The organism is Pseudomonas sp. (assembly GCF_030698175.1).
Classification (GTDB): Bacteria; Pseudomonadota; Gammaproteobacteria; order Pseudomonadales; family Pseudomonadaceae; genus Aquipseudomonas.
In genome coordinates, this window is record NZ_JAUYNT010000029.1 from 276,091 (window position 1) to 295,827 (window position 19,737).

18 protein-coding genes, 1 tRNA gene and 1 pseudogene are annotated in these 19,737 nt (G+C 60.3%); 7 read left to right on the plus strand and 13 right to left on the minus strand.

Annotated elements, in window-relative coordinates; genetic code table 11:
* Window positions 1-67 precede the first annotated feature (67 nt).
* Complete coding sequence (locus Q8R10_RS16580) at window positions 68-373, plus strand: hypothetical protein (protein ID WP_305654952.1); 306 nt, start codon at window positions 68-70, stop codon at window positions 371-373.
* A 243-nt stretch (window positions 374-616) separates the two neighbouring features.
* Here the strand turns inward: Q8R10_RS16580 and Q8R10_RS16585 are convergent, their stop codons facing one another.
* Entirely contained in the window at window positions 617-1,228 is a 612-nt protein-coding gene (locus Q8R10_RS16585; protein WP_305654953.1) for a LysE family translocator, read from the minus strand.
* 68 nt (window positions 1,229-1,296) lie between these two features.
* Between Q8R10_RS16585 and Q8R10_RS16590 the strand changes: the two genes are divergently transcribed.
* On the plus strand, window positions 1,297-2,223 hold the full coding sequence (locus tag Q8R10_RS16590) for a LysR family transcriptional regulator (protein WP_305655145.1): 927 nt from the start codon (window positions 1,297-1,299) through the stop codon (window positions 2,221-2,223).
* A 35-nt stretch (window positions 2,224-2,258) separates the two neighbouring features.
* Here the strand turns inward: Q8R10_RS16590 and Q8R10_RS16595 are convergent.
* Window positions 2,259-2,654: pseudogene (locus Q8R10_RS16595) on the minus strand (SDR family oxidoreductase); the annotation flags it as partial.
* Between the two features lie 132 nt (window positions 2,655-2,786).
* Window positions 2,787-2,863 (minus strand) — tRNA-Val (locus Q8R10_RS16600).
* 183 nt (window positions 2,864-3,046) lie between these two features.
* Here Q8R10_RS16600 and Q8R10_RS16605 point away from each other — a divergent pair.
* The gene (locus Q8R10_RS16605; protein WP_305654954.1) at window positions 3,047-4,330 is read left to right on the plus strand and encodes an FAD-binding oxidoreductase; all 1,284 of its coding nucleotides are present in this window, start codon (window positions 3,047-3,049) and stop codon (window positions 4,328-4,330) included.
* A 37-nt stretch (window positions 4,331-4,367) separates the two neighbouring features.
* Here Q8R10_RS16605 and Q8R10_RS16610 read toward each other — a convergent pair whose 3' ends face one another.
* From Q8R10_RS16610 to metC, 10 genes are all read right to left on the minus strand, one after another.
* On the minus strand, window positions 4,368-5,069 hold the full coding sequence (locus Q8R10_RS16610) for a peptidase C39 family protein (protein ID WP_305654955.1): 702 nt from the start codon (window positions 5,067-5,069) through the stop codon (window positions 4,368-4,370).
* A gap of 95 nt (window positions 5,070-5,164) precedes the next feature.
* Window positions 5,165-6,394 carry an organoarsenical effux MFS transporter ArsJ gene (arsJ, locus tag Q8R10_RS16615; RefSeq protein ID WP_305654956.1) on the minus strand — a complete coding sequence of 410 codons (1,230 nt, stop codon included), beginning with the start codon at window positions 6,392-6,394 and terminating at the stop codon, window positions 5,165-5,167.
* A 136-nt stretch (window positions 6,395-6,530) separates the two neighbouring features.
* On the minus strand, window positions 6,531-7,535 hold the full coding sequence (locus Q8R10_RS16620; protein WP_305654957.1) for an ArsJ-associated glyceraldehyde-3-phosphate dehydrogenase: 1,005 nt from the start codon (window positions 7,533-7,535) through the stop codon (window positions 6,531-6,533).
* 29 nt (window positions 7,536-7,564) lie between these two features.
* Window positions 7,565-8,281: an arsenical resistance protein ArsH gene (gene arsH, locus Q8R10_RS16625; RefSeq protein ID WP_305654958.1), complete on the minus strand. Its 717-nt coding sequence runs from the start codon at window positions 8,279-8,281 to the stop codon at window positions 7,565-7,567.
* Window positions 8,282-8,323: 42 nt separating this feature from the next.
* Window positions 8,324-8,680 carry a metalloregulator ArsR/SmtB family transcription factor gene (locus Q8R10_RS16630; RefSeq protein ID WP_305654959.1) on the minus strand — a complete coding sequence of 119 codons (357 nt, stop codon included), beginning with the start codon at window positions 8,678-8,680 and terminating at the stop codon, window positions 8,324-8,326.
* Window positions 8,681-8,881: 201 nt separating this feature from the next.
* Window positions 8,882-10,543 carry a phosphoglucomutase (alpha-D-glucose-1,6-bisphosphate-dependent) gene (pgm, locus tag Q8R10_RS16635; protein WP_305654960.1) on the minus strand — a complete coding sequence of 554 codons (1,662 nt, stop codon included), beginning with the start codon at window positions 10,541-10,543 and terminating at the stop codon, window positions 8,882-8,884.
* 143 nt (window positions 10,544-10,686) lie between these two features.
* A complete protein-coding gene (locus tag Q8R10_RS16640; RefSeq protein ID WP_305654961.1) occupies window positions 10,687-11,304 on the minus strand; it encodes a TIGR04282 family arsenosugar biosynthesis glycosyltransferase in 618 nt (205 codons plus the stop codon).
* Entirely contained in the window at window positions 11,301-11,972 is a 672-nt protein-coding gene (locus Q8R10_RS16645) for a TIGR04283 family arsenosugar biosynthesis glycosyltransferase (protein ID WP_305654962.1), read from the minus strand. Before Q8R10_RS16645 ends, Q8R10_RS16640 begins: the two co-directional genes overlap by 4 nt.
* A gap of 10 nt (window positions 11,973-11,982) precedes the next feature.
* A complete protein-coding gene (locus Q8R10_RS16650; RefSeq protein ID WP_305654963.1) occupies window positions 11,983-12,777 on the minus strand; it encodes a DUF547 domain-containing protein in 795 nt (264 codons plus the stop codon).
* A gap of 70 nt (window positions 12,778-12,847) precedes the next feature.
* Complete coding sequence (gene metC, locus Q8R10_RS16655; protein ID WP_305654964.1) at window positions 12,848-14,032, minus strand: cystathionine beta-lyase; 1,185 nt, start codon at window positions 14,030-14,032, stop codon at window positions 12,848-12,850.
* Window positions 14,033-14,213: 181 nt separating this feature from the next.
* On the opposite strand from metC, the gene arsS reads away from it, so the two are divergent.
* From arsS to Q8R10_RS16675, 4 genes are all read left to right on the plus strand, one after another.
* Window positions 14,214-15,191, plus strand: a complete 978-nt coding sequence (gene arsS / locus Q8R10_RS16660) for an arsenosugar biosynthesis radical SAM (seleno)protein ArsS (protein WP_305654965.1) — start codon at window positions 14,214-14,216, stop codon at window positions 15,189-15,191.
* 179 nt (window positions 15,192-15,370) lie between these two features.
* Window positions 15,371-17,512, plus strand: coding sequence for an FAD-dependent oxidoreductase (locus Q8R10_RS16665; protein WP_305654966.1), 2,142 nt, complete (start codon window positions 15,371-15,373; stop codon window positions 17,510-17,512).
* 11 nt (window positions 17,513-17,523) lie between these two features.
* Entirely contained in the window at window positions 17,524-18,606 is a 1,083-nt protein-coding gene (locus Q8R10_RS16670) for an FAD-dependent oxidoreductase (RefSeq protein WP_305654967.1), read from the plus strand.
* Window positions 18,607-18,653: 47 nt separating this feature from the next.
* Window positions 18,654-19,694 (plus strand): methyltransferase domain-containing protein, encoded by a 1,041-nt coding sequence (locus tag Q8R10_RS16675; protein ID WP_305654968.1) that lies wholly within the window; start codon window positions 18,654-18,656, stop codon window positions 19,692-19,694.
* Window positions 19,695-19,737 lie beyond the last annotated feature (43 nt).

Sequence of the window (19,737 nt, forward strand, 5' to 3'; positions counted from 1 at the left end):
TTAAAATCGTTCGCTTCGCTCTCTGGGACTGCGTACCGCAGCCCCTTAACCTAAACGTTAGGAACTTATGAAAATACCAACCATTGCTTTTCTACTTCTTATATCAAGTATCACATACGCTGCCGATGACAATATTTCATTACCAACAGATGCTTCATCCTTTGTCGAGCAAAGAGATCTATGCGATCATTTTCGCGGTGAAGATCCATACAATGAAGAGCGCCGAGCCTTTCTCGAGAAAAACATGTTAGAGCTGTGTACTGGCACCGATGCAGCTCTAGCGAAACTAAAATCTAAGTACATCAACAACAAACAAGTTACATCCAAGCTGAACCAATATGAAGACAAAATTGAAGCAGGTTCATTCAAGTAACGCGCCGAACAAATCGTTCAAGATTGTTACGTTCGCTTCGCTAATTTCACCGGTAAATGTCAGTAAGCCAAAAGGCAGCACGCAGCTGTGGAGTGTTCAACAGGTCGATCCGCTATTGGCCGAGGCAGGGTAAAAACGTTTGGGGATTGGTTTGGCGGCCTAAGCGGGAGCGAAGATCGCGTTTCTATACGAACTCTGTCTCTGCTGATTACGCAAACTCGGGCCGGTTTTACATAGCATTGCTCAAGCCCCTTTCACCCCGAGCAAGGCCCCGAATCCGACCAACATGACGCCGAATACCTGATCAATTCGCTGCCGAACCCTCATCAGTCTCGAACGAATGCTCGCCGCCGAGAAGAAATAGGCCACCAGGCTAAACCAAGCCACATGCGCCAAGACAATAAAGGCCCCATAGCCCAGTTGCACACCCACCCCTGCCCCAGGCTCGATGACCTGAACGAACAGGCTCACAACGAAGATACAGGTCTTGGGGTTTAGCGCATTGGTAAGAAACCCCGTACGCAGCATGGCCATGGCCGAGTCAGTTGGCCGCGACGCCATCTCCTGTTTAGGCTGCGCTTTGGATAGCAGCATGCGCAGCCCCAGGTAAACCAGGTAGGCGGCGCCAGCCAACTTGAGGGCCCCGAGCAGGTGTACCGATTCACGAACCAGAATGCCGATGCCGAAGATGCTGTAGCTCACGTGCACCATCACGCCCAGTCCGATGCCAACAGCGGTGATCACCCCGGCGCTTCGGGAGTGCACGAGGCTGTTCCTTGACACCATGGCGAAATCTGGTCCTGGGCTGATCACAGCCAGCAAGGTTATTGTGATAAAAGCTAACAACTCAGGCATTTACGAACTCTTTCATTGTGTTGAATATAGAGCCGAATCTATCAAGGCCTATAGCCCAGTTGAAAGCGATGAATACTGACAACAGTGGTGATAAAAAATCACAATATATGGAACGCCCTCTGCGCTCTCTGAACGCCTTGCGTTGTTTTCAAATGGCCGCACAACTGGAGAACTTCAGCAAGGCCGCCGAAGCACTGTGCCTGACCCACGGAGCTGTCAGCCGTGCTGTCCGCTCACTGGAGGACGACCTTGGCAGCGTGCTGTTCGAGCGACGCAACCAGCGGGTTTATCTCAGCGCTGCGGGTGAGAAGCTGCTGGCGGCCACTGAGCGCGCATTCGCGCTGATAGACGACGCCACCCGCGAGATACGCAAGCCCGCCCAGGAAAATCTCATGCGAGTCTCGTGCGAGCCGACGCTGCTTATGCGTTGGCTGATTCCACGCATGCCGGCCTTCATGGCCAGCCATCCAGAAATCCCCGTGCAATTGATCGCTGGCGGGGGAGCGTTCTCTTTCAGCCAAGGCATTGATTTTGCGATCAGGCGCAATGACTTCCCATGGGCAGCGGGGATGCACGCACACTGGTTGTTCGATGAGGAAATCAGCCCCGTCTGCCACCCCTCCCGAGTCGCTGACTGGACGCTGGCAGGAGCAGATGGGCTGCAATTGAAAGCCGACGCCCCACGCCTGCAAAGCGCGACCCGCCCCTCGGCCTGGCGCACCTGGGCCGAACAAAGCGGAATGTCTGCGGCGCAGGGTGACGAGCAGGTATTCGAGCATTTCTACTTCAGCCTGCAAGCCGCCAGCGCCGGCCTCGGTCTGGCAATTGGCCCGCGGCAGCTGGTCAGGGATGACCTGGCCAATGGCTTGCTGGCAGCGCCGCTGGGTTTTATCGCCGACGGTTCGAGTTACTACTTGTTAACGCCAGAGCCCATTGGCGAAAAAGGTGCAGCGGCACAACTGCTCACCTGGCTACGCCAGGCCGCAAAGAACTGAGCAGCAACGATGGCATAAGGACACGAAGCGAAACGGCGGCCGCCCTTGTCCAGCTCCGGGCCTTTGCGCCAGCCATCGGCGATCGACAGCTTGCCGCCCTCGACCTCGAAGATCTGGCCACTGACCGACTGGGACTCTGCCGAGCCAAGCCAGACCAGCAGTGGCGCGATGTTTTCCGGGGCGAAGTAGTCGAAACCGTGTTCTGACTTCTGCATGATCGTGGCGAACACCTGCTCGGTCATACCGGTGCGCGCGGCCGGGGCCAGGGCGTTGGCGGTGATGCCGTAGCGACCCAGTTCGGCGGCCTGCACCAGGGTCAGGGCGGCGATGCCACCCTTGGCCGCGGCGTAGTTGGACTGGCCAATGGAGCCCTGCAAGCCGGCGCCGGAGCTGGTGTTGATAATCCGCGCCTGCACCGTCGCGCCGCCCTTGAGGTGGCATTCATGCGCGTCGGCGCAGACCTTAAACTACAGTCTTAAAAATCGTTTGCCCAAAGTTTGCCCAAACGAAAAAGGCCAACCCTTTCGGATTGGCCTCTAAGCCCAGCGTAACGCGGGTTTGTTTGGTAGACGCGACTGGACTCGAACCAGCGACCCCCACCATGTCAAGGTGGTGCTCTAACCAACTGAGCTACGCGTCTGCAATGGAGGCGCATTCTACGGAGAAAGCCATCAGCGTCAAGAGCTTTATCCATAACTGCATGAAAATGCGCGTTTTTTACTTCAGTGTCGGGTGTTTTAAATTTTGCACAGGGGCTAGCCGGCGATTTTCAACTCGGGTAGCATCTCAACATCCGTAAAGAATAATTAACAGAGGTTGCAAGATGACGCACACTCCATATCCAGAATCTTTTTACGCCGCTTCGGCTAATCCGGTTCCTGCCCGCCCTGAACTGCAAGGCGATGTTGAGACAGACGTGTGCGTGATCGGCGCTGGCTACACCGGTCTGTCGACGGCCATCTCCCTGCTGGAAAACGGCTTTAAGGTGTGTATTGTTGAGGCGGCCAAAGTCGGCTTCGGCGCCTCCGGCCGTAACGGCGGGCAGATAGTTAACAGCTACAGCCGCGATATCGATGTAATCGAGCGCAGCGTCGGTCCCAAGCAGGCACAACTGCTAGGGCAAATGGCCTTCGAAGGTGGCCGGATCATTCGCGAGCGCATCGCCAAGTACGACATCAAGTGCGATTTGAAAGACGGTGGCGTGTTCGCCGCCTTTACCAAGAAGCAAATGGGCCATCTGGAGTCGCAGAAAAAGCTCTGGGAACGCTACGGCCACACCCAGCTGGAACTGCTCGATCAAGAACGCATTCGTGAAGTGGTCGGCAGCGAAAACTACCTTGGCGGCCTGCTGGACATGAGCGGCGGTCACATTCACCCGCTCAACCTGGCGCTCGGCGAAGCGGCTGCGGTGGAATCCCTCGGCGGCACCATCTACGAACAATCACCTGCCACCCGTATCGAGCGCGGCGCCAATCCAGTGGTGCACACCCCTAATGGCCGAGTGAAAGCCAAGTTTATCGTAGTTGCCGGCAACGCCTATCTGGGCAACCTGGTACCCGAACTGGCCGCCAAGACCATGCCGTGCGGCAGCCAAGTGGTCGCCACCGAGCCATTGAGCGCAGAAATGGCCAAGAGCCTGTTGCCACAAGATTACTGCGTGGAAGACTGCAACTACCTGCTCGACTACTTCCGCCTGACCGGCGACAACCGCCTGATCTACGGCGGCGGCGTGGTCTACGGCGCACGCGACCCGGCCAACATCGAAGCGATCATCCGGCCGATGATGCTGAAAACCTTCCCGCAACTGAAAAACGTCAAGATCGACTACGCCTGGACCGGCAACTTCCTGCTGACCCTGTCGCGTCTGCCGCAAGTGGGCCGCATCGGCGAGAACATCTATTACTCGCAAGGCTGCAGCGGTCACGGCGTCACCTACACCCACCTGGCCGGCAAGATCCTTGGCGAAGCACTGCGCGGCCAAGCCGAACGTTTCGATGCCTTCGCCGGGCTGCCGCACTACCCGTTCCCAGGCGGCGAGTTAATGCGCATACCCTTCACCGCCATCGGCGCCTGGTACTACGCACTGCGCGACAAGTTCGGCATTTAAACCGAACTCAACAAAAACGGCGCTCTGAGCGCCGTTTTTATTTCTGCGCAGCAACCCCCGCGCGGCGCTGCAATACCTGCCGGGCATTGGCCGCCGCGGCAGTATGCCCGGCGCGCTGCAACTCATCTGCCGCCTGCAGCCAGCGCTGCGAATCGACCTCGGCGGGCAGCTGCAACGGCGCCAGCACCAGCACCGCCCAGGCGCCGGACGATACCCAAGACGACTCAAAGCTGGAAAAACTGGTCTCCCAGCGCCGGCTATTGCCGGCGCGCAGCAGCAGTGTTTGTTGTTCACGGTCGTAGCCGATCAGCAATGCATAAAGCGGCATATCGATCCAGGACAGGCCTTCATTAAAACGCAGCAATACCGGGTAGCCGGCGGCGACTTGTTTGAGCAAGTCCGCCAAGTGCGGCTGCAATGGATAAACCAGCAAGCCATTGGCATTCACTTGCGCCTGGATGTTTTGCTCCAGCAGCGCCTCTTGCTGGGGCAATTGCAGTTGTTTGGAGACCGCCCCCGGCGAGGTGTCTACCCCTTGCTGCACCAACAAGCTGCTCAGCGCACTCGGCGCGCCAAAATAAGCGCGCTCCGGAAATGCCGGCACGCCCGTTAACTCGACGCGCTCGGGCATATGCCGCAACGACTGCTGCAAGGCCGTTGGACCGCCGCAACCGGCCAAACCGATGCACAGGGTAAACAGCAGCGATAGACCAGGTGCGCAATGGCGAAGATGCAACAAAGGGATGTCCTTCTAAGCAACGCCGCACGCTAGAATCGCGCCGGCAAGATGGGCCTGATATTGACAGAACCCTGCGTTTTTCGCCTGTTCGATAGTTAGGCAGCAGTTAAGGGCTGCGGATGACGCGGCAAACCCAGGGAAATCAACGCCGCCAGCAGCACGAACAGGCTCGAGATCCACAAACAGGCCGCCAGCCCATAGGCCTGAAACACCCAGCCGGAGAGCAAGGTACCGAGCAGCCGGCCCATGGCATTGGCCATGTAATAGAAACCCACATCCAGCGACACGCCGTCCTCTTTGGCATAGGACACGATCAGGTAGCTGTGCAGCGATGAATTGACCGCAAACAGTGCGCCAAACAGCAGCAAGCCGCCGAGCAATACGATATGCGCAGAGAACCCCGCAGCCAGCCCCAGGGCAATGGCCGCCGGCAGACCAGCCAGCGCCACCGCCCAAACAAAGGCGCCGCGCCCATCCGGCAACTGCCCGTTGCGCTTACCGGTGATGACCGGCGCAAAGGACTGCACCAGGCCATAGCCGATGATCCACAGCGCCAGAAAACCACCCACCTGCCAGAAATCCCAACCAAACACCGTATTCAGGTACACCGGCAAGGCCACCACAAACCAGACATCGCGGGCGCCGAACAGCAACAAGCGCGCCGCCGACAACAGGTTGATGGCCCGGCTCTTGGACAGCAGTTCGCGAAACTTAGGCTTGGCGCGAGCCTTGCCCAAGTCCTTCTTCAGCAGACACAGGCTGGCCAACCAGATCAGCCCCAGCATGGCCGCCATCAGCAGCAACGCACCTTGAAAACCCAGTAGCGCCAGCAATGCCCCACCGAGGAAGAAGCCGACGCCCTTGAGCGCATTCTTCGAGCCGGTCAGGATCGCCACCCACTGATATAACCTGCCCGGCTCACCGGCCGGTACCAGCAACTTGATCGAGCTTTTGGCGCTCATCTTGTTCAGGTCTTTGGCGATGCCCGACAGCGCCTGGGCCGCCATCACCCAAGGCACGGTCAAGAGTGCAGCCGGTACTGTCAGCAGTAATAACGCCAACACTTGCAGCGCCAAACCGACATTCATGGTGCGATTAAGCCCCAGCCGCGCGCCCAGATAACCACCGAGCAGATTGGTCACCACGCCGAAGAGCTCGTAGAACACAAACAGCATGGCGATCTGCAGCGGGCTGTAACCCAGCCCATGAAAGTGCAGTACCACCAACATCCGCAAGGCGCCGTCGGTCAGGGTAAACGCCCAATAATTGCCGGTGACCAGCAAATATTGGCGTACTTCTGGAGCGAGACGAGATAAGGCGTGCATCGGAGAGTCCTGTTGTGCTTAAGGTTTGATGGGTATCGCTACGCTCAACCCATCCTACGAACTGTCTCGTTCGATGGCGCGAGTTTCGTAGGGTGGGTTAGCCGCGAAGCGGCGTAACCCACCGACGGAGTGCACATCAGCCCGCCAAACCCACCAGCCGCGCCAGCTCGACGGTGCGATTGGCGTAGCCCCACTCGTTGTCGTACCAGGCGTAGATTTTCACCTGGGTGCCGTTGATGACCATGGTCGACAGCGCATCTATGATCGAGGAGCGCGGATCGGTGCGGTAATCGATCGACACCAGCGGCCGCTCCTCATAACCCAGAATGCCGGCCAACTCGCCCGCCGCCGCCTCCTTGAACCACTGATTAACCTCTTCCGCCGTAGTCGCCCGCTCAACCTCGAACACGCAGTCGGTCAGCGAGGCGTTGGCCAGGGGTACGCGCACCGCGTGACCATTCAGCCGGCCCTTGAGTTCGGGAAAAATCTCGGCAATCGCCGTGGCCGAGCCGGTGCTGGTGGGGATCAAACTCATGCCAGATGCGCGGGCGCGGCGCAGGTCTTTGTGCGGCTGATCGAGAATACTCTGGGTGTTGGTCAGGTCGTGGATGGTGGTGATCGAGCCGTGGCGAATGCCGAGCTTTTCATGAATCACCTTAACCACCGGCGCCAGGCAGTTCGTGGTGCACGACGCGGCGGTCACTATGCGATGCAAGGCCGGATCGAACAGCTGCTGGTTGACGCCCATCACCACATTCAACGCGCCCGCCTCCTTCACCGGTGCGCTCACCACCACCCGTTTGACGCCTTGGTCGAGATAGCCCTGCAGCACGGCGACGGTCTTCATCTTGCCGCTGGCTTCGATCACCAGGTCGCAGCCGGACCAGTCGGTATCGCTAATCGCCTTGTTAGCCGTGACGGTGATGCGCTGGCCATCGATCACGATGCACTCGCCTTCGCTGCTGGCTTCATGCTGCCAGCGGCCATGCACCGAGTCGAAATTCAGCAGGTGCGCATGGGTGGCCGCATCGCCGGCCGGGTCGTTGATCTGCACAAACTCAAATTCCGGCCAGCCCCAGGCAGCGCGCAGCGCCAAGCGACCGATACGACCGAAACCGTTGATACCGACTTTTATAGCCATGAACTCACTCTCAGATTGAATAGAACGATTTACAGCGCGCGCTGATTGACTCGTTTGGACAAGGCCTCGGCCGACTCTTTGCGCTCCGAGTAGCGGTCGACCAGATAGTCCTGGCGTTCGCGCAGCAGCAGGGTGAACTTGACCAATTCCTCCATCACGTCCACCAGCCGGTCATAGAAAGATGAGGGTTTCATCCGCCCACTGGCATCGAACTCCAGAAAAGCCTTGGGCACCGACGACTGATTAGGGATGGTGAACATGCGCATCCAACGGCCCAATACCCGCAGTTGATTGACCACATTGAACGACTGCGAGCCGCCACAAACCTGCATCACCGCCAAGGTTTTGCCCTGGGTCGGCCGTACCGCGCCGATTGCCAGCGGCACCCAGTCGATCTGCGCCTTGAACACCGCGCTCATCGAACCGTGGCGTTCCGGCGAGCACCAGACCTGACCTTCCGACCACTGCATTAATTCGCGCAGCTCCTGCACCTTGGGGTGCGTGTCTGGCGCGTCATCCGGCAGCGGCAAACCGGACGGATCGAAGATCCGCGTCTCGGCGCCGAGCAGCTGCAACAGACGCGCCGCCTCCTGCACCATCAACCGGCTATAGGAGTGCACGCGAGTCGAGCCATAGAGCAGCAGGATGCGCGGTGGATGATTGAAATCCGCGGCGCCAGCAAGCTTTGCCAGACTGGGCAAATCGACCAGCTCGGCAGCCAGATTGGGCATCTGTTCGTCATGCATAAGGGTTACTCCTGAATTGGGGGATCGAGGACGCCAAGCGGATTAACAGCAGCTAACCAGCCGTTGCGGGCGCTCGCCCATGTCTTGCAGGCGCAGTGAATCGCCCTGCAGCCACTGCAAATTGGCCGCCAGCGTGCCGTGCAGCAGGTTGTGCGCCCACTCGGGTAATTGCGGATGCAGGCGGTAATAGACCCACTGGCCTTGACGGCGGTCGGCCAAAATTTCGGCGCTACGCAGCTGCGCCAGATGGCGGGAGATTTTCGGTTGGCTCAGGTCCAGCGCGCAGGTCAACTCGCACACGCACAACTCCTGCTCGCGGGTCACCAGCAAGGCGATGCGTAAACGGGTTTCATCGGCCAGGGCCTTGAACAGGGTTACCGGCGTTAGGACTTCGGTCATCAGCGGCGCGCCATAGATATACGGGAAATCGAATATATGAAAATTCGCATATCCTGTAAAGACCCATGATTCGCAGTGAAGTTTTAAAGAGGGGTAAAACGACAGAGGCTCAGTCCTGAAGGAGCTGAGCCTCTGGTTTACATGACAAAACTACTGCCTAGCAGACCGCATAACCGAGCGCAGTAGTTTTCACACAGCCTGTTAGCTTGGCGTGATGGCGGCATCGACCAGTTGCTGCGCCTCAGCCACCAAACGCTGCAGATGCTCGGTGCCAAGAAAGCTTTCGGCGTAGATCTTGTAGATATCTTCGGTGCCGGACGGCCTTGCGGCGAACCAGCCGTTTTCGGTCATCACTTTCAAGCCGCCAATGGCTTCGTTGTTGCCCGGTGCATGGCTGAGGATCTGGGTGATTTTCTCGCCCGCCAAATCGGTGGAATGCACTTGCTCAGGCGACAATTTGCTCAGCAGTTTCTTCTGCGCAGGCGTCGCGGCCGCATCGATGCGGGTGGACTGTGGCTCGCCCAATTCGCGCACCAAGGCCTGATAGCGCTCAGCCGGATCGCACCCCGTACAAGCGGTCATCTCGGCAGCCAGCAAGGCCGGAATAAGACCATCTTTATCGGTGCTCCAAACCGTGCCGTCACGGCGCAAGAACGACGCCCCGGCGCTTTCTTCGCCACCGAAACCCAGGGAGCCATCGAACAGCCCTGGGGCGAAATACTTAAAGCCTACCGGCACTTCATACAAACGGCGGTTGAGCTTGCGCGCGACGCGGTCGATCAGGGCGCTGCTCACCACGGTTTTGCCAATGGCCGCATCCGCGCGCCACTGCGGGCGATTCTGGAACAGGTAATCGATGCTCACTGCCAGGTAATTATTCGGCTGCATCAGCCCCATGCTCGGCGTGACTATGCCGTGGCGGTCGTGGTCCGGGTCGCAGGCAAAGGCCACTTGATAGCGGTCTTTCAGTGCCAGCAGGCCTTGCATGGCGTGCTTGGAAGACGGGTCCATGCGCACCCGGCCGTCCCAGTCGAGGGTCATAAAGCGGAAGGTCGGATCGACCTGCTTATTCACCACATCCAGATTGAGCTTGTAGTACTCGGCAATCGCCGACCAGTAGTGCACACCCGCACCACCCAGTGGGTCGACGCCCAGACGCAAGCCCGAGTCGGCGATGGCCTGCATGTCGATTACATTGCTCAGGTCGCGCACGTAATGGTGCAGGTAGTCGTGCCGGCGATGGGTAGTGGGCGCGCGCAGGGCCTGGGCGTAGCCCATGCGTTTGACGCCATTCAGGCCGTCGGCGAGCAACTCGTTGGCGCGATTTTCGATCCAGCGGGTGATATCAGCGTCGGCCGGGCCACCATTAGTGGGGTTGTACTTGAAACCGCCACTTTCCGGCGGGTTGTGCGATGGCGTAATGACGATGCCATCGGCCAATCGGCTGGTGCGACCACGGTTAAAACAGAGAATCGCATGGGAAATCGCCGGGGTTGGCGTGTACTCATCATCCGCCGCCAGCATCACCTCGATGCCATTGGCCGCCAACACTTCCAGCGCGCTGCAACTGGCCGGGGTCGACAAGGCATGGGTATCGATGCCGAGAAACAACGGGCCGCTGATGCCCTGAATATGGCGGTATTCGCAAATGGCCTGACTGATGGCCAGCACATGCCACTCATTGAAACTCAGATCAAACGAGCAGCCGCGATGCCCCGAGGTGCCAAAAGCCACTCGCTGGCTGCTGATCGCGGGGTCCGGCTGGCCGGTGTAGTAGGCGCTAACCAGCGCCGGCAGATTGACCAGCATGTGCGGCAAAACCTGCGTGCCAGCCAGTGGATGAATACCAGGTGCACTGCTCATCGAAATACTCCATGTCTAAAATATGCTGACTGCAAAGATGATGGCTGGATTAAGGCGCGCAGTCTAACCGGATCATTTCGACCGGCAACTGCGCCCAAGCAATAAATATAGCCCGGCAGCGAGTTCCTTCACTTCGGCACGCGCTAGTCTGCTGGCAACCACTGCAGATCGGTGCCGGTATCGATATCGTGCAAACGCACGCCCTCGAACAGGCGCCAGCCCAGCTCGGCAATCCGCGCCCGGGTGCTGGCGGCCACGCTGTCGGTGCTCCAGGCGATCTCGGCAAACACCCGTGGGTTGTCGTGTTGCAGGCCCAGCAAGGCGTAGCCGCCGTCATGGGTGGCGTGCAATACCGCGTCATGGGTTTGCAGCGCGACCGCCGCCGCGCGCAACAACGCCGGCGTCAATGCTGGGCAATCGGTGCCGATCAGCATAATCAGCTCGCCCTGCTGCAGACCACGACTGGCGGCCGATGCCAGCCGTTGACCGAGATCGCCCTCGCCTTGCCCGCTGAGTTGCACCGCCGGCGGCCAAACAAAACCCTGCCAAGCCTGATCGTGCGGCGTCGGCGTCAGGCACAGCTCAACGGTGCCTATGTCTGCGGCAACGGCGTTGGCCAGGGTCGTGTCCAGCATGCGCCGCGCCAGTTGCGCCGCGCCCGCAGCGCCTAGCGCCGGGATCAAGCGGGTTTTGGCCAAGCCCGGCTGCGGCGCCTTGGCAAAAATGATGATCCGCACCGCCTTCATCCGTACGGCCGTCATAAATAGGCCTCGGCGATTTGCTCAATAGGCACGCCGCGCCAGTAGGCCCAGCGCAACCGCCACATGAGGAAAATAGTCCGCCACAGGCCACGGGTTTCCCAGCGCCGCCCCGAGGTGGTCAGGCGCTCGCGGATGCAGGCCGGTTTACTGATGTGGCGCAGGCGCGCGGTCAACTCGACATCTTCCATCAGCGGCAAATCGGCAAAACCGCCCATGGATTCAAAGGTACTGCGCAAGACAAAAATGCCCTGATCGCCGGTGGCAATGCCGGTCAGCCGGGAGCGCCAGTTGATCAGCTGCGCCACCACCTTCAGTAGCCAGGGCCGGCCACTGATACGCAGATCGAAGCGACCCCAGCAATGTTGACCGCCAGCCAAAGCGGCGCTAATCAGCGCATCGGCCTGCTCCGGCAACTGGCTATCGGCGTGCACAAACCACAGCACCTCCCTCGTTGCCTGCGCCGCGCCGGCGTTCATTTGCCGGGCGCGGCCACGGGGCGCCGGCAGCCACTGGGCAAGATCGGCCAGCAGTTCAGGGGAACCGTCGGTGCTACCGCCATCGGCCACTAGCAGTTGCGCGCCGCGCTCGCGCAGGGGCGCTAGCTGGGCCAATAACGCCGGCAAGTTGGCCGCCTCGTTGAGCGCAGGGATGATGATGCTGATGTTCATGGTCTGGACTTCATGGCGTGCGGTTCAAGCGCCAGTCGTAGTCGAGAAACTCGATTTCTATCTGCCCATCAAGCAGCTGCTGGCGCTGAGTTTGAGTCAGGCCCAAGGCGTTGGCCTGGGCGGCCAGGTAATCGGCCAGACCTTGGCCATTGAGTTCAAAGTCCTCGCGATACCATTTGAAGATGCTCGACACCTGCAAGCTGTCGCCACTTAAGCGATTGCGGCTACGGTCGGCCAAAAAATGCTGCTGGGCATCGTTCAGCTGCTGCTCAAGCTTTGCACCGCTGTAAGCTTCGGCCCGTAGCGCCGGGCAACCAATGCTGGCGCAGTTGAGGGCGAAATGGACGCGCAGTTCCTGATAGCCGTGCTCACCGCGAATCAGCTCATGCTCGAGCTCATCGAGGCTGCGGGTCTTGCCCAGCAGATTGATAAATGGCTGCTTCCAGGGCGACTGAAACAGGCTACCGAGGTTTTTAATCGAGTCGATCTGCGGGTCGCCACTGAGCACCAATTCGACTGTCCAGGCGTTGTAGGCATTGATCAACAAGGCCAGCTGATCGGCTTTCGACCAACTGGCGAACAGCTTGGGCTTAACCGCCGCAGTGGCGGCCAAATACTCACGCAGCTGCGCCCGTTCGGCCAACATGCCGGCATAGTCGACCTGCGTGGCATTGCCGCCGTCCAGCACCCGCACATGGCGCTGCAACAGGCCATCCCATTGGGCATTATCCAGGCCCGCCGCCGGGGCAAGAGTGGCGGTAGACAGCAGCGCCAAGGCGCAAGCCAGTGAGCGAAACGAACCCATAAACCAACCTCAAAAATCAAATAACACCATCAAGCCGGAGTGGTTGCCCACTCCCTACTCCCTACCGCCGCTAGACCCTATGCATGGCCGCGAAGGCCTGTTGCAAATCGGCGAGCAAATCGGCCGGGTCTTCCAGGCCAATATGCAGACGGGCCATCACTTTGTCCTGCCAGCGCGCGGCGGTCACGCTGCGCAACTTGGCGGGTTTGACCGGAATAATCAGGCTTTCATAACCACCCCAGCTAAAGCCGATACCGAACAAGCGAGTGGCATCGATCAGTCGATCGACCTGCGCGGCGCTGATGCCCGGCGCAAACACCAGGCCCATCAGGCCGTTGGCGTAGCGCGGATTGCAATCGCGCAACCACAGCCCGTGGCCCTCGGTACCGGGTAACGGCGGATAGAGCACCTGCGCCACTTCGGGCCTGGCACTCAGCCACTGCGCCACTTGCGCGGCATTTTGTTGGTGCACGGTCAAGCGTGCTGCCAAGGTGCGCAGGCCGCGCAACGCTAAATAAGCATCATCGGCGCTGATCGACATACCCAGATCGCGATGGCCCTGATGTAACCGCGCCGCCAGCGGCTGACCACACATGATCGCCCCGAGCAGTACATCGGAATGCCCGACTATGTATTTGGTTGCGGCGTGCACCGACACGTCCACCCCCAATTCAAACACCTGCCAACCCAGGGGTGTGGCCCAGGTGCAGTCGGCCACCAGCAGCGCGCCGTGCTCATGGGCGACGGCCGCCAAGGCCGGTAAGTCCTGCATCTCAAAGGTCAGGGAACCGGCAGATTCGGCAAACACCACGCGGGTATTGGCCTGCATCAGCGCCTGAATGCCGGCGCCCAGCAGCGGGTCGTAATAGCTGGTGTGAATGCCCATGCGCGCCAGCAAGCCATCGCAAAAGTCGCGGGTCGGCTGGTAGCAACTGTCGGTCATCAGCAGGTGGTCGCCGGCTTTTAGCAGGCTCAGTAAAGTCGTGGTAATCGCCGACAAACCCGAAGGAGTGAGCATGCACGCCGCCGCCCCTTCGATGGCGCACAGCGCATCTTCCAGCGCCTGGGTGGTGGCCGTGCCATGCCGGCCATAGGTACGGCGGCTGCCGGCGGCGGCTTTCAGCTCGGCGGTGTTGGCAAACAGCAAGGTTGAGGCGCGCACTACCGGCACATTGACCGGCCCATAGCAGGACTTATCGGCGCGACCGCTGTGGGCCAGGCGCGTGGCCGGATGATCGCTGGGGTTATCGCTCATGGTAAATTCACGCCTGCCTGCAAAAACCCCACGCTAGAGGAAAAGCCCCGGATTGAATAGCCCGCACCACGGCAGCGAGCTAAATCACTGGCGCTGTTAGGCTTTTCAGTTAAATTTGCCCGGCTGTTGTAACGCCCCGCGCCGTTTGGCATCCAATAGGCAGATTGCCGGAGAACCACCCATGCACCCCACCCTGCCGCTCCTGAATGCCTTGCACTTCCCCAGCCTGCGCCGTGGCGCATTGGAGGCCTTGCAGGTCAACCTGACCTATCGCTGCAACCAGCGCTGCCTGCATTGCCATGTGAATGCCGGGCCCACCCGCACCGAGGCGATGACCGATGAGAGCCTGGCGCAGCTCGTGCAAGTGCTCGACAGCCACACGGTACAGACCCTGGACTTAACCGGTGGCGCGCCGGAGCTGCACCCGCGTTTTCGCGAGCTGGTGGAGCATGCGCGCGGCGCAGGCATACGGGTGATTGATCGCTGCAACCTGACGATTTTAAGCGAGCCGGGCCAGGAGGATCTGGCCGAGTTCTTGGCCACGCAAGGGGTTGAAATCAGCGCCTCGATGCCCTGCTATTCGCGCGAACTGGTGGATCGTCAGCGCGGCGACGGGGTGTTCGAGGCCAGCATTGCCGGGCTGCGCCAGCTCAATGCCCTGGGTTATGGGGTAGAGGGTTCGGGACTGGTGTTGAACCTGGTCTACAACCCCCAAGGGCCGAGCCTGCCACCGCCCCAGGCGGCACTGGAAAGCGACTTCAAAACCCATTTATTCGAGGATTTCGGCATTCTGTTTAACCACTTACTGACCGTCACCAATCAGCCAATTGCGCGTTTTGGCAGCACCTTGGTCAGCAAAGGCCAATTCAACGACTACATGCAGTTGCTGCGCAGCAGTTACCGCGCCGAGAACCTCAAGACCGTGATGTGCCGCTCGCTGGTCAGCGTCGACTGGCAAGGCTATTTATACGACTGCGACTTCAATCAGATGCTCGAACTTAACCTCGAGCTTGCCGCGCCCAATGTGCTGGCCCGCGACCGTGCGCACCTGAGCGACTTGCTCAAGCGCAGTATTGACGGCAACCCAATAATCACCCGCGACCACTGCTACGCCTGCACCGCAGGCCAGGGTTCCAGTTGCTCGGGAGCCTTGGCGTAGGGTGGACAACGCTTGCTTGGCCACAAATGTGTGGACAACCCTTTGCTTGGCCACCGATGCCGTGGGCACCACTATCACCGGATTTGGTGGGAAAGGCTCCGCCGTTTCCCACCCTACGAATAAACCAACCGCATCCAGCCGCCCCAAACTGCATCGACTCAATCAGGAAGCACCACCCTATGACTCTGCGTAAAAGCCTGCTGCTGGGCCTCATCGTGCTACTGATCGCCGGCTTTTTTGCCTTCGACCTCAGCCAATACCTGACACTGGCAAGCCTCAAGGCCCAGCAAGCGGCATTGCAGGCCCAGGTGGTCGCCGACCCGCTGCTGGCGGCGGCGGCCTTCTTTGCGCTGTATGTGGCGGTTACAGGTCTGTCACTGCCCGGCGCCAGCTTGATGACCCTGGTGGCCGGCGCACTGTTCGGTCTGTGGCAGGGTTTGTTGATTGTCTCCTTCGCCTCGACCCTGGGCGCCGTGCTGGCGATGTTCAGCAGCCGTTTTCTATTACAGGACTGGGTGCAGCAACGTTTCGGCCAACGCCTGGCCGGCATCGAAGCCGGGCTGGCACGCGACGGCGCGTTTTACCTGTTTGCCCTGCGCCTGGTGCCGGCCTTTCCGTTTTTCTTGATCAACCTGGCCATGGGCTTGACCAAGCTGCCGGCGCGCACATTTTGGTGGGTTAGCCAGATCGGCATGCTGCCGGGCACCCTGGTGTATGTGAATGCCGGGCGAGAACTGGGCCAACTGGATTCGTTAAGCGGGATTCTCTCGCCCAGCCTGCTCGGCGCCTTTGCCCTGCTTGGAGTGTTTCCGCTGCTGGCGCGCAAGCTGCTGGAGCGTTTGCAGGCCCGTCGGGTTTATCAAGGCTGGAACAAACCGCAGCAATTCGACCGCAATCTGCTGGTGATTGGCGGCGGCAGCGCCGGCTTGGTCAGCGCCTACATTGCTGCGGCAGTCAAAGCCGAAGTCAGTCTGATTGAAAAACACCAACTGGGTGGCGACTGCCTGAACACCGGTTGCGTGCCCTCAAAAGCGCTGATTCGCTCGGCCAAATTTGCCCATGAGCTGAAAAAAGCCGAGCAGCTTGGTTTTCAGCCGGTCCATACAGAAGTGGATTTCGCCGCGGTGATGCAGCGGGTGCAGCGGGTCATCAGCACTATCGAGCCCCATGACTCGGCCGAGCGCTACACCGCGCTGGGCGTGCAGGTGATTGCCGGCGCCGCGCAAATCACCTCACCCTGGACGGTTGAAGTGAACGGCCAAACCCTGCGCAGCCGCGCCATTATTATTGCCAGTGGTGCTCGCCCGTTGGTGCCGAATATTCCAGGATTGGAGCTAATTACCCCGCTGACCTCCGATAACGTCTGGGCCTTGCGCGAACGCCCCGAACGCTTGCTGGTGCTCGGCGGCGGGCCTATCGGTTGTGAGTTGAGTCAGGCCTTCCAGCGCCTCGGTTGCCAAGTCACCCAAGTGGAGATGACCGAGCGCCTACTGATCCGCGAAGACCTGGATGCCAGCAGCTTGGTGATGGACAGCCTACGCGCCGATGGCGTCGATCTGCGCCTGCAACACCGCGCCCTGCGGGTTGAGGTGGTGGATGGCGAACGGCGGCTGATCTGTCTGAACCTGGCCGATGACGCTGAAGTGTGCCTGGTATTTGATCAACTGCTGCTGGCGCTGGGCCGCGTCGCCAACACCAGCGGCCTGGGCCTGGAAAACCTCGACCTCAAGCTGCGGGCCAATGGCACGCTGGAAACCGACCAGTATCTGGCCACCCGCTTCCCGAATATTTATGCCTGCGGCGATGTCACCGGGCCCTATCAGTTCACCCATGTGGCGGCCCATCAGGCCTGGTACGCGGCGGTCAATGCGCTGTTTGGCGACTTCAAACGCTTCAAGGTCGATTACCGGGTCATTCCCTGGGCGACTTTTACCGACCCGGAAGTCGCCCGCGTCGGCCTCAACGAGCAAGACGCCCAAGCGCAGAACATTGCCTATGAAGTGACCTGCTACGGCATTGATGATCTCGACCGGGCCATCGCCGACGAGGCCGCCCATGGCTTTGTCAAAGTGCTGACCGTGCCGGGTAAAGACCAGATCCTCGGCGCCTGCATAGTCGGCGAGCACGCCGCCGACTTGCTGACCGAATACGTACTGGCGATGAAGCACAACCTGGGCATGAACAAACTACTCGGCACCATCCACACCTACCCAACCCTGGCCGAGGCGAATAAATACGCCGCCGGCAACTGGAAACGCGCCCATGCCCCGCAAGGGCTGCTGCGCTGGGTGCGCCGGTTGCATCTGTGGCGGCTGCGTTGAGCCCACAGCCCATGGGTGAGCATTTCGACCTGCTGCTGGCCGGCGCCGGTCACGCGCACTTGGGTGTGTTGCGTCAGTGGGCCGTTAACCCGAAGACTCGCCCCGCCGGGCACATTGGCCTACTGAGTGCCGATGCCCATGCCTGGTATTCCGGCATGTTGCCGGGGCTACTGCGCGGGCGTTATGCCCTGGAGCAATGCCGCATTGGCTTGACCGAACTCTGCACCGCGGCCGGGGTTGAGCTGCTGCTGGGTCAGGCCTGCGGGCTCGAACCAGCAGCCCAGCAACTGCAAGTGAGCGATGGCCGGCAACTGCAGTATCGCTACTTGTCGCTCAATCTTGGCTCGCAGCCCTTGGCGCCCACGCAGTACGGCAGCGGTCTGGAACTGCTGCCGGTGAAACCCTTCAGCGCTTTTATTGCCCGTTGGCAGCGCTGGCAACAGCAGCCCCAGCCACTGGCGATTCTCGGTGGTGGCGCCGCTGGGGTGGAGTTGGCACTGGCCTTGGCGCCGCAATTGCCGGCGCTATCTTTGCTGACTGCCGGCAACCTCCTCGACGGCCATCCGCCGGCCTTGCGCAAACGCGCCTTGGCCTATTTGGGCAAAGCTCAAGTCGTGGTGCAGGAGCACTGCCGCGTCGATGAGGCGCAGGGGCAACACCTGCTGAGTGCTGCCCGAGTGGTGTGGCGCGGCAATCGGGCGGTCATTGCCAGTGGTGCCAGCGCCCTGCCCTGGCTGCAAGCCTGCGGTTTAGCCTGCGACAACCAAGGTTTTGTCAGCATCACGGCCAGCCTGCAAAGCAGCTCCCATCCCACTGTATTCGCGGTCGGCGACTGCGCAAGCCTCGCCCATACGCCGCACAATGGCGTCTATGCCGTGCGCCAAGGGCCGGTGTTAGCCCATAACCTGGCGGCGCTGAGCGAACAACGCGCGCTGCGCACTTACCAGCCGCAGCGCCGCGCTCTGGCCCTATTGGCCACCGGCGATGGCGGCGCGCTGGCCAGTTGGGCCGGGTTAACCTTTGAGGGCCAGTTGCTTGGCCGCTGGAAAGATCACCTTGATCAAAGCTTTATGCGCCGCCATGGCAACATCTAATCTTGTCCCAATCGCAACCTGTCCAAGTTTTTTAAGTGAGGCGCCCCATGCTTGAATCCGTGCAGAACTACTACGGCAAAATCCTCCAGCACAGCGACGACCTGAAAACCAGCGCCTGCTGCGACGCCTCCAACATGCCGCAATGGCTCAAGCCCCTGCTGAGCAAGGTGCATGAGCAAGTCAGCGCCCGTTATTACGGCTGCGGCCTGGTGGCCCCAGCACTGCTTGAGGGCGCGCGGGTGCTGGATTTAGGCAGCGGCTCGGGGCGCGACTGCTACTTGTTGGCGCAATTGGTCGGTGCCAAAGGCCGGGTGGTCGGGGTCGATATGACCGTCGAGCAACTGGAGGTGGCCCGCGCCTATCTGGCTTACCACGCCGAGCAATTTGGCTATGCCAATGTCGAGTTCCATCAGGGTTATATCGAAAACCTGGATGCCCTGGGTTTTGCCGATGAAAGCTTCGATGTGATCATTTCCAACTGCGTGATTAATCTGTCACCAGACAAAGACAGCGTGCTGCGTGAGGCCTATCGACTGCTGAAAAAAGGCGGCGAGCTGTACTTCTCCGACGTCTACGCCGACCGCCGCCTGCCGGCCGCACTGCGCGAAGACGAAGTGCTATACGGCGAATGCCTGGGCGGCGCGCTGTATTGGAACGACTTTCACAACCTGGCCAAACGCCACGGCTTTGCCGACCCGCGCCTGGTGGAAGACCTGCCGATCAGCATCAGCGACCCGCGGATCGCCGCCAAACTGGGCAACGCCCGCTTCTATTCGGCCACCTACCGGCTATTCAAGCTCGACGACCTGGAGCCGGCCTGCGAAGACCACGGCCAGGCGGTGATCTATAACGGCGGCATTGCCAATGCCGAACACCGTTTTGTCCTCGACAAGCATCACCACATCGAAACCGGCCGGGTATTTCCAGTGTGCGGCAACACTTGGCGCATGCTGCACGGCAGCCGCTTTGCGCCATATTTCACGTTTATTGGTGACTTCAGCCAGCACTTTGGGATTTTCCAAGGCTGCGGTTCGGTGCTGCCCTACGACCAGTCGCCTGGCGCAGGTCAGCCTGCAGCCTGCTGCTAATAACTATTCAACGCTCTGCGCCACTGCCTTGTGAGACTCAGCC

Bases quoted from the DNA above. Each gene is read 5' to 3' on its own strand.
- Q8R10_RS16605 (WP_305654954.1), top strand. From the start codon at position 3,047: ATGACGCACACTCCATATCCAGAATCTTTTTACGCCGCTTCGGCTAAT.
- Q8R10_RS16645 (WP_305654962.1), bottom strand. From the start codon at position 11,972: ATGAACATCAGCATCATCATCCCTGCGCTCAACGAGGCGGCCAACTTG.
- Q8R10_RS16590 (WP_305655145.1), top strand. From the start codon at position 1,297: ATGAATACTGACAACAGTGGTGATAAAAAATCACAATATATGGAACGC.
- pgm (WP_305654960.1), bottom strand. From the start codon at position 10,543: ATGAGCAGTGCACCTGGTATTCATCCACTGGCTGGCACGCAGGTTTTG.
- arsJ (WP_305654956.1), bottom strand. From the start codon at position 6,394: ATGCACGCCTTATCTCGTCTCGCTCCAGAAGTACGCCAATATTTGCTG.
- Q8R10_RS16585 (WP_305654953.1), bottom strand. From the start codon at position 1,228: ATGCCTGAGTTGTTAGCTTTTATCACAATAACCTTGCTGGCTGTGATC.
- Q8R10_RS16630 (WP_305654959.1), bottom strand. From the start codon at position 8,680: ATGACCGAAGTCCTAACGCCGGTAACCCTGTTCAAGGCCCTGGCCGAT.
- Q8R10_RS16670 (WP_305654967.1), top strand. From the start codon at position 17,524: ATGGGTGAGCATTTCGACCTGCTGCTGGCCGGCGCCGGTCACGCGCAC.
- Q8R10_RS16580 (WP_305654952.1), top strand. From the start codon at position 68: ATGAAAATACCAACCATTGCTTTTCTACTTCTTATATCAAGTATCACA.
- arsS (WP_305654965.1), top strand. From the start codon at position 14,214: ATGCACCCCACCCTGCCGCTCCTGAATGCCTTGCACTTCCCCAGCCTG.
- Q8R10_RS16650 (WP_305654963.1), bottom strand. From the start codon at position 12,777: ATGGGTTCGTTTCGCTCACTGGCTTGCGCCTTGGCGCTGCTGTCTACC.
- Q8R10_RS16640 (WP_305654961.1), bottom strand. From the start codon at position 11,304: ATGACGGCCGTACGGATGAAGGCGGTGCGGATCATCATTTTTGCCAAG.
- Q8R10_RS16620 (WP_305654957.1), bottom strand. From the start codon at position 7,535: ATGGCTATAAAAGTCGGTATCAACGGTTTCGGTCGTATCGGTCGCTTG.
- metC (WP_305654964.1), bottom strand. From the start codon at position 14,032: ATGAGCGATAACCCCAGCGATCATCCGGCCACGCGCCTGGCCCACAGC.
- Q8R10_RS16675 (WP_305654968.1), top strand. From the start codon at position 18,654: ATGCTTGAATCCGTGCAGAACTACTACGGCAAAATCCTCCAGCACAGC.
- arsH (WP_305654958.1), bottom strand. From the start codon at position 8,281: ATGCATGACGAACAGATGCCCAATCTGGCTGCCGAGCTGGTCGATTTG.
- Q8R10_RS16665 (WP_305654966.1), top strand. From the start codon at position 15,371: ATGACTCTGCGTAAAAGCCTGCTGCTGGGCCTCATCGTGCTACTGATC.